At 44.2% G+C, this 14,792-nt stretch carries 9 protein-coding genes and 1 pseudogene; 5 read left to right on the forward strand and 5 right to left on the reverse strand.

Annotated elements, in window-relative coordinates; translation table 11 throughout:
- Positions 1-45: 45 nt before the first annotated feature.
- The 4 genes from ACO6VG_RS12010 to ACO6VG_RS12025 all read right to left on the reverse strand — a co-directional run bounded on the left by ACO6VG_RS12010 (position 46) and on the right by ACO6VG_RS12025 (position 8,390).
- Complete coding sequence (locus tag ACO6VG_RS12010; protein WP_422474085.1) at positions 46-1,833, reverse strand: WD40 repeat domain-containing protein; 1,788 nt, start codon at positions 1,831-1,833, stop codon at positions 46-48.
- A gap of 236 nt (positions 1,834-2,069) precedes the next feature.
- Entirely contained in the window at positions 2,070-3,860 is a 1,791-nt protein-coding gene (locus tag ACO6VG_RS12015) for a WD40 repeat domain-containing protein (protein ID WP_422442206.1), read from the reverse strand.
- Positions 3,861-4,484: 624 nt separating this feature from the next.
- Positions 4,485-6,317: an F-box/WD repeat-containing protein gene (locus tag ACO6VG_RS12020; RefSeq protein WP_422132496.1), complete on the reverse strand. Its 1,833-nt coding sequence runs from the start codon at positions 6,315-6,317 to the stop codon at positions 4,485-4,487.
- 285 nt (positions 6,318-6,602) lie between these two features.
- On the reverse strand, positions 6,603-8,390 hold the full coding sequence (locus ACO6VG_RS12025; protein WP_422474087.1) for a WD40 repeat domain-containing protein: 1,788 nt from the start codon (positions 8,388-8,390) through the stop codon (positions 6,603-6,605).
- 696 nt (positions 8,391-9,086) lie between these two features.
- On the opposite strand from ACO6VG_RS12025, the gene ACO6VG_RS12030 reads away from it, so the two are divergent.
- The 5 genes and pseudogenes from ACO6VG_RS12030 to ACO6VG_RS12050 form a co-directional block, all read left to right on the forward strand.
- Complete coding sequence (locus ACO6VG_RS12030) at positions 9,087-9,737, forward strand: fumarylacetoacetate hydrolase family protein (protein WP_422474089.1); 651 nt, start codon at positions 9,087-9,089, stop codon at positions 9,735-9,737.
- Between the two features lie 185 nt (positions 9,738-9,922).
- Positions 9,923-10,585 carry a 2OG-Fe dioxygenase family protein gene (locus ACO6VG_RS12035; protein ID WP_422474091.1) on the forward strand — a complete coding sequence of 221 codons (663 nt, stop codon included), beginning with the start codon at positions 9,923-9,925 and terminating at the stop codon, positions 10,583-10,585.
- Between the two features lie 12 nt (positions 10,586-10,597).
- Entirely contained in the window at positions 10,598-11,488 is an 891-nt protein-coding gene (locus tag ACO6VG_RS12040) for a hypothetical protein (RefSeq protein WP_422474093.1), read from the forward strand.
- Complete coding sequence (locus tag ACO6VG_RS12045) at positions 11,481-12,425, forward strand: C-terminal binding protein (protein ID WP_422474095.1); 945 nt, start codon at positions 11,481-11,483, stop codon at positions 12,423-12,425. Before ACO6VG_RS12040 ends, ACO6VG_RS12045 begins: the two co-directional genes overlap by 8 nt.
- A 93-nt stretch (positions 12,426-12,518) precedes the next feature.
- Positions 12,519-12,821 (forward strand): annotated as a pseudogene (locus ACO6VG_RS12050) (IS3 family transposase); the annotation flags it as partial.
- A 33-nt stretch (positions 12,822-12,854) separates the two neighbouring features.
- Here the strand turns inward: ACO6VG_RS12050 and ACO6VG_RS12055 are convergent.
- Positions 12,855-14,306 (reverse strand): WD40 repeat domain-containing protein, encoded by a 1,452-nt coding sequence (locus ACO6VG_RS12055; protein ID WP_422474097.1) that lies wholly within the window; start codon positions 14,304-14,306, stop codon positions 12,855-12,857.
- Positions 14,307-14,792: the final 486 nt, after the last annotated feature.

Here is a 14,792-nt window from a genome sequence, read left to right on the forward strand (position 1 = left end):
CGTTACCAATAAGAAAACAGGACTTTGTTTTGGGAAAATGATCAGTCATTCATCCATCCATAGCTCACTGATTTTCGCCATGTTATTGCCATGGATGGTCAACACATGACCTTCGGCGCTAAAGATGGCTCGTCTGATCCCTCTGCGATGATAAATGGTGGCTTTTTTTTGCCATGGTCCATCGCTTACCTGGCCATAAATGTTCGCCATTTTATCGCTACCGGCAGTGACCAAATGGCGGCCATCGACGCTCAAGTTTGCTGATATGACATCATCGTGGGTAATGATAGCTTTTTCTGCCCAGGAGCCATTGTCCTGATGGCCATAGATTTTCACTTTGCTATCTCCACCGCGGGTGATCACATGGCGGCTATCGAAGGTAAAGGTTGCTGAACAAATATACAAATAATGGGGGATTGTCGTTTTTTCTTCCCATAAGCCATCGTCTTTCAGACCATAGATTTTCGCCTTTTTATCTTTACTGCGGGTGACCACAGAGCGGCTATCAGGGCTGAAGGTGGCTGACCAGACACAATCATCATGGTTAATAGTGGCTTTTTCTTCCCATGATCCATCGTCCTTCTTGCCAAAGATGATCGCCCTGCCATCCTTACTGGCGGTGACCACACAGCGGCTATTGGGGCTGAAGCTGGCTGAACAGACTCCATCATCATGATAAATGATGGCTTTTTCTTCCCATGAACCATCGGCCTCCAGGCCATAGATTTTCACCTTGTTATCGGCACTGCGTGTCACCACATGGCGGCCATCGGCGCTGAAGGTGGCTGAGTCGACCCGGTTATCATGGAAAATAATGGCTTTTTCTGCCCATGACCCATCATTCTGCTTGCCATAGATTTTCGCTCTGCCATCAAAACTGGCTGTCACCACGTGGCTGCCATCGGCGCTGAAGGTGATTGAGCTTAAAAAATTATTGTGGCGAATGATGGCTTTTTCTACCCATGACCCATCGGTTAACCGGCCATAAATTGTTGCCTTGCCATCTTTACTGGCGGTCACTGCATAGTGACCATCGGCGCTGAAGGTGGCTAAGCGTAACGAATCGTCGTTGGAAATAGTTTCTTCTTCCCATGATTGTTCGTTCTTCTTGCCATAAATTTTCGCCTTGCCAAATATAGTGGTGGTCACTACATAGCGGCCATCGGCACTGAAGGTGGCAGATCTTACATCGTCATCATGGGAGATAGTGCCTTTTGCTTCCCATGATCCATTGCTCTCCTGACCATAGATTTTCCATGTTTTAAAGTCACAGGTGATCACTAAGTGGCGGCCATCGTCACTGAAGATAGCTGAGTTCTGTTGACTACTACAGCGGATGTTGGCTTTAGTCTCTAATTTAAATGTCTTACATTGACACATCAGTTTAGTGAGAGTGGAAAAAAACAGAGCAGGAAAATAAATACTCGCCTGGCGATCCATGATTGACTTAACTAATGCCTCATCTTTTGTAAAACGCTTTAACCATTTCTGGAGTTCATCTTTATCTTTTGCAGCGACAATTGTCTTTAATAGAGTCTGGTGTGATGAAGCCAACCGGCGATACCATGCTCTTGCCATTGCAGCATCATTTTTGAGTCTGTTGTTAATGTCTGAATTTGCCCGTGTTAATTGGGTAATGTCATGAGCCCGCAAACAGGTGAAAATTCTGGATTGTATTCCCGGGGGCAAATCGAGCAATAATGAAAACTCATTCTTGTCACGTACAAAGACGTTCCTGCCCATAGTGTTACCACTTGGTGTATCTGATGGTGGTTGACCTGGTCTTGATGAGCGTGGAGCAGTTTCAGGGGAATTGTTATTTATGCAATCCATAGTTCGTTTTCCATCGTTGTTATTTATTCCTGATTGGCAAGAATATTCAAAATTGATTCTGCGGCTTAGACTCGGTTTTAGTAGGAAAGTTCACACTATTGATCTAATCCTCAGCGGGGTCTGGAAAGAGGGTTTGTAGAATTCGTTGCGGGTACCCTTTTGCGCTCAAGTTATCGTGCTGAGCTGGTGTTGCAGAAGAATAATGCGGATCTTGGCTAATGAGTGACAGCAAACAATTAGTCGTTCATCTGTAGTTCAGTGATTTTCAACGTTCCATCACCATGGATGGTCAACACATGGCCGTCCGTGCTGAAGGTGGCTGATTCGATGGAACTATGATGGGAAATGATGGCTTTTTGTTCCCAGGTCCCATCACTCTGTCGGCCATAAATTATCGCAGTGCCATCTCTACTGGCGGTGATCACATGTTGGCTATCGGGGCTGAAGGTGGCTGAGAAGACCCAATCATCATGGCAAATAGCATCTTTTTCTTCCCATGTTCCATCGTCCTTCTTGCCGTAAATTATCGCTATGCCATCGTCACTGGAGGTCACCAAATAGCGGCTATCGGGGCTGAAGGTGGCTGAGTTGACCTCTTCATCATGGGAAAAGATGGCTTTTTCTTCCCATGAACCATCGTCCTCCAGGCCATAGATTGTCACAATGTGATCGTCACTGATCGTCCTCACATAGCGACCATCGGGGCTGAAGGTGGCTGACCTGACACAATCGTCATGGGGAATAATAGCTTTCTCTATCCACGACCCATCGTTATTCCTGCCATAGATTTTCGCATTGCCATCAAAACTGGCGGTCACCACATGGCGGCCATCGGTGCTGAAGGTGGCCGATGCTACTAACATATCGTGGGTAATGACGGCTTTTTCTGTCCACAAGCCATCTTCCCCCTGGCCATAAATTTTCGCCGTGCCATCTCCACTGGCGGTCACCACATAGCGGCCATCGGTGCTGAAGGTGGCTGATTTGACCCATTTATTATGGGAAATAATGGCTTTTTCTTCCCATGATCCTTCGTCTGTCTTGCCATAGATTTTCGCCTTGCCGTCTCCGTCGGCGGTCACTACATAGCAACTATCGACGCTGAAGGTGGCTGAGCAGACCCATTCATCATGGTAAATAGTGGCTTTTTTTTCCCATGATCCTTCGTCATTCTTGCCATAGATTTTCGCCTTGCCGTCTTTACTCCAGCTCACCAGATGGCGGCTATCGGCGCTGAAGGTGGCTGAATTGATCCAGTTATCATGGGAAATAGTGGCTTTTTCTTCCCATGATTGTTCGTCCTTCTGGCCATAAATTTTCGTCTTGAAATCGTCAGCAGCGGTCACTACATAGCGGCCATTGGCACTGAAGGTGACCGTACAGACACGGTTATCATGGCAGATAGTGCCTTTTGCTTCCCATGATCCATCGCTCTTCTGGCCATAGATTTCCACTGTTTTACAATTGACGCTCACCAGATGGCGACCATCGGCACTGAAGGTAGCTGAGCCGGTCTCGCCATCACAGGGGAGTGTGGCTTTTGTCTCTAATGCAAATGTTTTACATTGAGTCATCAGTTTTGTGAGAGTGAAATAGAGCAGGACAGGAAAGTGAATACTCGCCTGGTGATCCATGATTGACTTCACTAATGCCTCATCCTTTGTAAAACGCTTTAACCATTTCTGGAGTTCATCTTTATCTTTTGCAGCGACAATTGTCTTTAGTAGAGTCTGGTGTGATGAAGCAAAATGGCGATACCATGCCTTTGCCATTGCAGCATCATTTTTGAGCCCGTTGTTAGTTTGTGAATTTGCCCGTGTTAATTGGGTAATATCATGAGCGCGCAAATAGGTGAAAATTCTGGATTGTATTCCCGGGGGCAAATCGAGCAATAATGAAAACTCACTCTTGTCACGTACAATGACGTTCTTGCCCATAATGGTACCACTTGATGTATCTGACGGAGGTTGACCTGATGCTGATGAGGGTAGAGTAACATCACAGGAATTTTTATTTATGCAATCCATTGTTCGTTTCTCTTTCTCCGTAGATAGTGTTTAACCTTGAATAGCAAGGATATTTAATATTGATTCTGTGATTTTGACTCGGTTTTAGTATTAAAGTTCACTATCTATCTCTGAACATGCAATGTGAAGTTTGATTTAAAAGTCGGGACTACTGAAATGTGAGTTTTTCTAGCAGCCTGTTGGACTTAAGCGTCCGTAGCGAGGATTGCAAGAAATTGAGGATGAAAATCTCTGTTTCTGAGGAGAATAGCGAGCTATTTGACGAAGAAACAGAGATTTTTAGACCAATTTATTGCAACCGCAGTAGGACAGTCTTAAGTCCGACAGGCTGCTAGGAGCCTGACCGAGAATAGACTGCCCTACTGCGGCGGCAGCAAATTGGTCTGAAAATCCGCTTTTGTTCGTCAAATAGCTCGCTATTCTCCTCACAAAACCGAATTTTCATCCTCAATTTTCTGCCGTCCTCGCTACGGGCGCTATTCTCGGTCAGGCTCCTAGCCATCTGATATCAGCAGGCATTAGCCGCACAAAGCAAGATCGAAGCTAATCAGAAATTTTGGTATGGCCAACGAAATCTTCCAGCTGATGCACCTTCGGTACACGGCTGAATGGAACAGCGAACCATCATTCATTCATACTTAGTTCAGTGATATTCGCCGCACGATCGTAGATCACCATCAGGGCATTATTGACGCTGGGGGTGGATTTTCGGTCGATGGTCAATACCAGACCATCGTTGCTAAAAGTGGATATTAGGACAGTACCTTGATGGGAAAGGGTGGCTTTTTCTACCCATGATCCATCGCTGTTCTGACCATAAATTTTCGCCTTGCCATCGAAACAGGCAGTAACCACATGGCGGCCATCGACGCTAAAAGTGGCTGATCTAATACTATTGCCATGGGAGATGATGGCTTTTTGTTGCCATGTTCCATCGTACTTCAGACCGTAGATTTTCAACTTGTGATCTTCACTGCGGGTGATCACATGGCGGCTATCAGCGCTGAAGTTAGCTGATACGATCCGGTTTTCATGAGAAATGATGGCTTCTTCTTCCCATGAATCATTGTCTTTCTGGCTATAGATTTTCGCTTTGCCATCGAAACTGCCAGTCAACACATGGCGGCTATCCGGGCTGAAGGTGGCTGAGTTGACCCATTTATCATGGGAAATAGTGGCCTTTACTTCCCATGATCCATTGTCAGTCAGGCCATGGATTCTCACCTTGTGATCGCTACTGGCAGTCAATATGAAGCCGTCATTGGCGCTGAAGGCTGCTGAGTAGAACCAGCTATTATGGAAAATAGTGGCTTTTTCTTTCCATGACCCATCATCCAGGCCATAGATTTTCACCTTTTTATCTCCGGAGCGGGTGAACACGTAGCGGCCACTTGCGCTGAAGTTAGCAGAGTGGACCTGGTCATCGTGAGAAATAATGACTTCTTCTGCCCATGACCCATCGTCCCTCAGACCATAGATTTTCGCCTTGCCATCTTCACTGGCCGTCACTAGATAGCGGCTATCAGCGCTAAAGGTTGCCGAATTGACCCAATAATCGTGGTGAATAATAGCTTTTTCTTCCCATGATCCATCGTCCTTCTGGCCATAAATTTTCGCCTTCTTATCGTAACTGGCGGTCACTACATAGCGATCGTCGGCGCTGAAGACGGCTGAGTTGATAAAGCGATGATGGTTAATAGTCGTTTTTTCTTCCCATAATCCATCGTCATTCTTGCCACAGATTATCGCCTTGTAATCGTCATTGACGGTCAACAGGTAGCGGCTATTGGCGCTGAAGGTGGACGATATGACGTAGTCATCATAGGAGATAGTGCCTTTTGGTTGCCATGACCCATCGTCCTTTCGGCTGAAGATTTTCATCCATGTGTCTTCAGTATGAGCCAATACATGGCGGCCATCGGCGCTGATGACAGCTGATTTTAACCCACCATTACAGATGAGGCTGGCTTTTGTCTCTAATTTAAATGTTTTACATTGAGACATCAGATTAGTGAGGCTGAAAAAGAACAGAGCAGGAAAATGAATACTCGCCTGGCGATCCATGATTGACTTCACTAATGCCTCATCCTTTGTAAAGCGCTGCAACCATTTCTGGAGTTCATCTTTATCTTTTGCAGTGACGATTGTCTTTAGTAGAGCCTGATGTGATGAAGCAAACCGGCGATACCACGCCCTTGCCATTGTGGCATCATTTTTGAGCCTGTTGTTAATGGATGAATTTGTCTGTGTTAAATGGGCAATATCACGAGCCTGTAAATAAGTAAAAATTTTGGATTGCATATGCTCGGGTAAATCGAGCAATAATGAAAACTCATTGTCATCACGTACAATGACGTCCTTGCCCATAATGGTACCCATTGGGGTCACTGATGGCGGTTGTTCAGGTGTTGATGAGGATGGCGCACTTCTAAAGGATTTGTTATCTATGCGATCCATTGTGTGTTTTCCATAGTTGTTATTTATCCCTGATTGGCAAGGGTATTCAAGATTGATTCTGCAGCTTAGAGTCGGTTTTAGCAGGAAAGTTCACACAATTGATCTAATCGTAAGTACCTGGCCAGTTGGTTTCGCATATTCTGGCGAGTGGATTTTTTCATCCTTCAAGGCGCAACGACGGGCGCGTAGCCGAAGCTACGCAACCAGAGTTGGAACGCAGAAGGGTGGAAAAAGCCGCCGTCCAGAATATGCGAAACCAACTGGTTAGGTACTTATAGCAAACCATCAATCATTCATACTCAGTTCAGTGATGTTAGTCGTGAAATCGATGCTTAACACAAGTCCATCGGCGCTGAAGGTGGCTGATTGGACAGTACTTTGATGGGAAATGGTGGCTTTTTCTTGCCATGATCCATCGCAGTTCTGACCATAAACTTTCGCCTTTTGATCGAAACTGGCAGTGACCACATGGCGGCCATCGATGCTAAAGGTTGCTGATCTGATATCCCTGCCATGGGAGATGACGGCTTTTGCTTGCCATGATCCATTGTCCTTCAGGCCGTAGATTTTGACCTTGTTATCTTCACTGAGGGTGATCACATGGCGGCCATCAGCGCTGAAGTTAGCTGATACGATCCAGTGTTCATGAGAAATGATGGTTTTTTCTTCCCATGATCCATTGTCTTTCTGGCCATAGATTTTCGCCTTGCCATCGTGACTGCCAGTCAACACATGACGGCTATCCGGGCTGAAGGTGGCTGAGTTGACCCGGTAATCATGGGAAATAGTTGCTTTTACTTCCGATGATCCATTGTCAGTCAGGCCATGGATTCTGACCTTGTGATCGCAACTGGCAGTCAATATATAGCGGTCATTGGCGCTGATGGCTGCTGAGCGGAAGTGGCAATTATGGAAAATAGTGGCTTTTTCTTCCCATAACCCATCGGCCTTCAGGCCATAGATTTTCAGCTTTTTATCTCTGCCGTTGGTGAACACATAGCGGCCACTTGCGCTGAAGGTAACCGAGAGGACTCGGTCGTCATGGGAAATAATGGTTTTTTCTGTCCATGACCCATCGTCCTCCCGGCCATAAATTTTCGCCTTGCCATCTTTACTGGCAGTCACTACATAGCGGCTATCGGCGCTGAAGGTTGCCGAATCGACGTGACAATCGTGATGAATGATGGCTTTTTCTACCCATGAGCCATCGTCACTCAGGCCATAAATTTTCGCCTTATGATCGAAACTGGCGGTCACTACGTAGCGATTGTCGGCACTGAAGGTGGCTGAGTTGACCCAGTTATCATGGGTAATAGTCGCTTTTTCTTCCCATGATCCATCGTCCTTCTTGCCATAGATTTTCGCCTCGCCATCTTTACCGGCGGTCACCATGAAGCGGCTATCAGCGCTGAAGGTGAAGGATCGGATATGGTCATCATGGAAGATATTGCCTTTGCGTTGCCATGATCCATCGTCCTTCTGGCCGAAGATTCTCAAAGTGTTCTTCTCACCTTCTCTTATCACCAGATGGTCGCCATCGGGGCTGAAGGCAGCTGAGTTCATCCCATTACTAAGGAGGCTGGCTTTTGTCTCTAATTTAAATGTTTTACATTGAGACATCAGATTAGTGAGACTGAAAAAGAACAGAGCGGGAAAGTGAATACTGGCTTGGCGATCCATGACTGACTCCACCAATGCTTCATCCTTTGTAAAACGCTTTAACCATTTCTGGAGTTCATCTTTATCTTTTGTGGTGACGATAGTTTTTAGTAGAGTCTGGTGTGATGAGGCAAACCGGCGATACCACGCCCTTGCCATTGCAGCATCATTTTTGAGCCTGTTGTTAATGCATGAATTTGCCCGTGTTAAATAGGCAATATCACGAGCCTGCAAATAAGTAAAAATTTTGGATTGCATATCCTCAGGTAGATCGAGCAATAATGAAAACTCATTCTTGTCACGTTCAATGACGTTCTTGCCCATAATAGTACCCATTGGTGCAACTGATGGAGGTTGTTCAAGTGTCGATGAGGTTGGCGTGCTTCCAGGGGATTTGTTATCTATGTGATCCATTGTTCGTTTTCCATAGTTGTTATTTATCCCTGCTTGGCAAGGGTATTCAAAATTGATTCTGCAGCTTAGAGTTGGTTTTATTATGAAAGTTCACAATAATCTTCAGCGCAATAGGGAGTTAGAAAGTTCAATTGGTATAATGTGGGGCTAGTAACAGTAATCATTCATACTGAGTTCAGTGATGTTAGCCTTGAGATTAATGGTTAACACAAGGCCATCGGTACTGAAGGTGGCTGAGTTGACCCGGTCATCATGGGAAATTTTGTCCGTGAGCAGGTACTGCTGGATTGTTCACAGATTTGTTAATCGCACTGACTTCAATGTTATGAACTTACTTTCCAAAACCGACTCAAAACTATTGAATCAATTTTGAATATTCTTGCTAAGTGAGAACGAAGCTAACTAAAGAGACATTAAATCAGAACTTTCACACGTGCTCCCGTTTCTCGTGGGCTATTTTTCGCGAACACATCCTATGAGAGAAATAAGTCAGAGTGATGTAAGAAGGGTTTCAGTTTGATGATAGTTTGATGACTGACAGGCTTTTATCTGTACAAATTTTATACTTCCTGAGGGCTATATAGACGTCAAAAGTAATATTGTTGACAGCCGAGTTAATAACCTATAGATTCGCTCTGGCCAGCCTAAAAGAATGGCTCACCTAATAAAAGTGAACAATAGCAGGGATAAAAAACCATGATCCCAATTACAAGTAAAAAACCATCCGGCTGCGCAGTTGGAAAGATTATTTGTGTAGGTAGAAACTACCTGAATCACGTTAAAGAGCTTAACAACGAGGTTCCTCAATCTCCATTATTGTTCATAAAACCATTCTCTTCTCAGGTACCTTTTTCAGGAAATCTCAACCTTCCTAATGAGCATGGTGAAGTTCATCATGAACTGGAGATCTCTGTCTTGATCGGTGAGGGAGCAACCCCCAAAAGTTACAGCATCAGAGGAATAGGTCTTGCTCTCGATTTAACCCTGAGAGACCTTCAAAATAAATTAAAAAAACAAGGCCACCCTTGGGAAAGAGCCAAAGCTTTTGCTGGATCAGCAGTCATTTCCGAGTTTATTGAAATCAATAGTTATTCTGACCTCGACCACCTAAGACTGGTGTTATACAAAAATAATAAAGTGCAACAGGTAGGTGATAGTTGCCAGATGATCTTTAAGATTGAAGACCTCCTTGAAGATATTGATAGAGCATTCACTTTGCAGGCTGGGGACATTATTTTGACAGGCACTCCGGCAGGTGTCAGCTCCCTATCTGCTGGTGACCAGTTAATAGCTGAGCTTTACGTAAGAAACAGATGCGAGCTAAAAACCAGCGCCAGCATCGCTTAATACACTATAAACCTCACTTAATAAAACAAATGTTAAATAGGGAGTTAGAAAGTGCTAACTGAACGACACGACACGACACGACACGACACGACACGACACAGCATTATGAGCCATCTCCTAATGAGGAAGAAAGGTCTATTTTTATCAATAAAAAGAAGAGAGCACTTCACCTATATGGCTATGCGGTGATCAAAGGTAACGACCTTACAGGCGGAATTGCTGAAGAAATAAACTACGAAAGCATCAGCAAATTCTGGGATAATCTTCCTAAAGATGAATATATGAACGACAAGGGTAATTATCGACAACGTAGATTTGCGCGGTATGAATATAATTTTGAAACCCAAAAGCTAAATTTAATAAATGGAAGTCAAGGTTTCTTTCAATCAAAGGATATCAATCATCTGAATGGAGGCTTAAACAGGCACCTTCCCCCTGTTGACCTCGGCTTTGCCAACTCTACGCTTCTTAATAGCCTGATAAACTATTGTCTCAATATCATTCCTGTAGAAGACTATAAAGCTAGAAAACTGATAATTAACACTCATCAATTTCGAGTAAATACAAAAGAGAATGTAGTTGGCTTGCCAACCCCCGAAGGAATACACAGAGATGGACATCATTTCGTTTCTCAACACCTTATTAAGCGGAAAAATGTTCTGGGAGGCGTGTCTGGAATCTACAGCAATAAAGATATCCCGATCGAACATAAGCAACTCAACTCGTTCCTCGATAGCATAATAGTCAACGATGAAGTTGTAAAACATGATGTTTCCCCGCTATTCCCTGCACTGCAAGACGAGCCAGGCTGGAGAGACATGCTTATTATTGACTATAACTTTGTATAGCTGGAGCAAACGATGAAAGAAAGTATCAAAGAATCTAAACGCATCATTCTAATGATTGCAAAACTGGTTATTCCTTTTTCAATGCTGAGTGAAGTATTGCAATATCTGGGAGTTATCGACTATCTAGGCTTCATATTTGAGCCTGCTACTCAGTTACTTAAATTACCAGCCGACGTAGCTATAGCTTTCGCAGCCAGCTTTTTCCTTAATATTTACGCCGGTATAGCAGTTGCTTCAGGACTCAACCTCTCGCCTTATGAATGGACGATAGTAGGCACATTTATTGCGATTTGTCATTCCATTCCTCTGGAGTCAGCAGTAATGAAAAAAGTGGGGTTTCCCATTCATATACATTGGATATCCCGTTTATGCTTAGGCATTTTAGGAGCTTGGATAGCATCACTTTTAACACCTCAAGAATTGGTAGGAAAGATAGGAAGCAGCCAAGTAAAAGCTGAGTACACTACATTCATCGACCTTGTATTGGGGGCTTTTTCTAATGCAGTTTTTCTAACACTAAAAATTTCAATTTTGGTGACCACTCTGGTAGTGGCTTTTGACCTAATTAAAAAGCAAGCATTTTTCAAAACATTACTAGATAAACACACATACCTATCAAGTATGACCGTTGGCTGCCTATTAGGAGTCACATATGGAGCTGGTATCTTGCTGAAAGATATCAAGTCTGTTGCCAAAGAGCACAGACTTTATCTTTTAACCTTTCTACTCTTAGCTCATGGCTTGATCGAAGAAACCCTAATCTTTGCTATTTTCGGAGCTGACATTGCCGCTATTTTGCTAATACGCCTCGGAATAGCTATCAGTGCTGTAGCAGCTCTTATTTTCATCACAAAAAAATTCACCACCTATAAATTCATCAGATTAAAAAGTACAAATGAATAAAGTATTTATTACCGACAGAATCATTAACGCTAGCATAGAGCAAAAAATCCTTGGTGATTTCTTAGCTAGTGAACCACAAGAAAACATTACCGTCTTACTAGTTTGGCATCAAATAGTAGATGAAAAATTTCTTAATGAGTTTCCTCATGCAGAGGTGATCATTCGTTATGGAGTAGGCTTTGACAAAATTGATCTGGAAGCATGTAGAAAAAGAGGGATTACGGTGTGTAACAATCCTGATTACTGTACCGAGGAGGTAGCTGATACTGCCACAGCTATGCTGCTTAATGGAGCACGTGGGCTCACGCGCTATAATGCACTCGCCCCTCATTACAGAAAAGGTTGGCAGGAAAATGTAATGCCGGGCATCAAGCGCACCTCCTCAATTAAAGTAGGTTTTATAGGCCTTGGTCGTATTGGAAGTTTGACGTTAAAAAACTGTCAGGCAATTGGTTATCAAACTCAATTCTTCGATCCTAATATAGCCGAAGGCTACGATAAAGTGCATAACACAAGCCGCTGTTATAGCCTTGACGAACTACTCAGCACTAGCGACATGGTTAGCCTACATTGTCCTTTAAACAAACACACTATGGGCATGGTAAATCAAGAATTTATAAACAAAATGAAACCGGGTGCCAGCCTGATCAACACTGCAAGGGGACAGCTAGTGCAAGATATCGAAGTGATTTATCAAGCACTTAAAAGCCATCACCTGAGTTATGTTGCTCTGGATGTACTCCCTGAAGAGCCACCCCAACCTCACGCAATATACGACGCATGGAGAAGGAATGAACCCTGGTTAGCAGGACGCTTAATCATTAATCCTCATGCAGCTTACCACTCTTATGAATCAGGACAAGAGCAAAGAAAAAAAGCGGCTAAAAATGCCTTGTTAGCGGTAACAGGAAAGAAGCCAGTCAATATTGTCAGCTGATGAGAAACAGCCACCTGAAGCATAATGGCAGCCACGCTGATTACAGGCTCTCTGGAGATGGCAATGTGGAAGCGAAGAACCGGCGCAGGCTTGCTAGTCCATAGCGACCGTGGTAGCTAGTATGTTTCAGATCGGTACCAGAAGCTCCTGAAAGTTAATGACTTCACTTGCAGCATGAGTCACAAGGGTAACTGTTGGAACAACGCTGTAGCCGAAAGTTTCTTCCGTACTCTGAAAACAGAGCTGATTCATCATGAAGGTTTTCAGACGAGGGATGAGGCACAGCAAGCAATTTTTGAGTATATCGAAGTGTTTTACAATCGCCAGAGAAAGCACTCAACCAATGGCTACCTGGCACCGTTCAAGTATGAACAGAAACTTGCCGAGGCAGCGTGAAAAAGTGTCCGGAGAACTCTTGCCATATCAACATTAGCCCGCTGTGTCAGGATAGTTGTCCCGCTCACTGATTTTTTCTTCCCATGATCCATTGTCTTTCTGGCCATAGATTTTCGCCTTGCCATCGTGACTGCCAGTCAACACATGACGGCTATCCGGGCTGAAGGTGGCTGAGTTGACCCGGTAATCATGGGAAATAGTTGCTTTTACTTCCCATGATCCATTGTCAGTCAGGTCATGGATTCTGACCTTGTGATCGCAACTGGCAGTCAATATATAGCGGTCATTGGCGCTGATGGCTGCTGAGCGGAAGTGGCAATCATGGAAAATAGTGGCTTTTTCTTCCCATAACCCATCGGCCTTCAGGCCATAGATTTTCAGCTTTTTATCTCTGCCGTTGGTGAACACATAGCGGCCACTTGCGCTGAAGGTAACCGAGAGGACTCGGTCGTCATGGGAAATAATGGTTTTTTCTGTCCATGACCCATCGTCCTCCCGGCCATAAATTTTCGCCTTGCCATCTTTACTGGCAGTCACTACATAGCGGCTATCGGCGCTGAAGGTTGCCGAATCGACGTGACAATCGTGATGAATGATGGCTTTTTCTACCCATGATCCATCGTCAATCAGGCCATAAATTTTCGCCTTATGATCGAAACTGGCGGTCACTACGTAGCGATTGTCGGCACTGAAGGTGGCTGAGTTGACCCAGTTATCATGGGTAATAGTCGCTTTTTCTTCCCATGATCCATCGTCCTTCTTGCCATAGATTTTCGCCTCGCCATCTTTACCGGCGGTCACCATGAAGCGGCTATCAGCGCTGAAGGTGAAGGATCGGATATGGTCATCATGGGAGATAGTGCTTTTTCGTTGCCATGAACCATCGTCCTTTTGGCCGAAGATTCTCAAAGTGCTCTTCTCAACTTCTCTTATCACCAGATGGTCGCCATCGGGGCTGAAGGCAGCTGAGTTCATCCCATGACTAAGGAGGCTGGCTTTTGTCTCTAATTTAAATGTTTTACATTGAGACATCAGATTAGTGAGACTGAAAAAGAACAGAGCGGGAAAGTGAATACTGGCTTGGCGATCCATGACTGACTCTACCAATGCTTCATCCTTTGTAAAACGCTTTAACCATTTCTGGAGTTCATCTTTATCTTTTGTGGTGACGATTGTTTTTAGTAGAGTCTGGTGTGATGAGGCAAACCGGCGATACCACGCCCTTGCCATTGCAGCATCATTTTTGAGCCTGTTGTTAATGCATGAATTTGCCCGTGTTAAATGGGCAATATCACGAGCCTGCAAATAAGTAAAAATTTTGGATTGCATATCCTCAGGTAGATCGAGCAATAATGAAAACTCATTCTTGTCACGTTCAATGACGTTCTTGCCCATAATGGTACCCATTGGTGCAACTGATGGAGGTTGTTCAAGTGTCGATGAGGTTGGCGTGCTTCCAAGGGATTTTTTATCTATGTGATCCATTGTTCGTTTTCCATAGTTGTTATTTATCCCTGGTTGGCAAGGGTATTCAAAATTGATTCTGCAGGTTAGAGTTGGTTTTAGTAGGAAAGTTCACATAAGTACTCAACCATACGAAATCATATTTTCTGACTTCTTGTTCAGGCACTCGCGGCAACTGCTCCTGCGTTGCTCTAGCTCCTGCATCCATGCAGTCGTGATGCGTTGCAACTCTGGTCACATAGCTTGCTATGTTCCCGTCTTGTTCACAGGTTTGTTAATCGCACTGACTTCAATGTTATGAACTTACTTTCCAAAACCGACTCAAAACTATTGAATCAATTTTAAATATTCTTGCTAGCAGCCTGTCGGACTTAAGACTGTCCTACTGCGGTTGCAATAAATTGGTCTAAAAATCTCTGTTTCTTCGTCAAATAGCTCGCTATTCTCCTCAGAAACAGAGATTTTTATCCTCAATTTCTTGCAATCCTCGCTACGGACGCTTAAGTC

The sequence above is a fragment of the Endozoicomonas sp. ALB032 genome, from assembly GCF_049310125.1.
Classification (GTDB): domain Bacteria; phylum Pseudomonadota; class Gammaproteobacteria; order Pseudomonadales; family Endozoicomonadaceae; genus Endozoicomonas_A.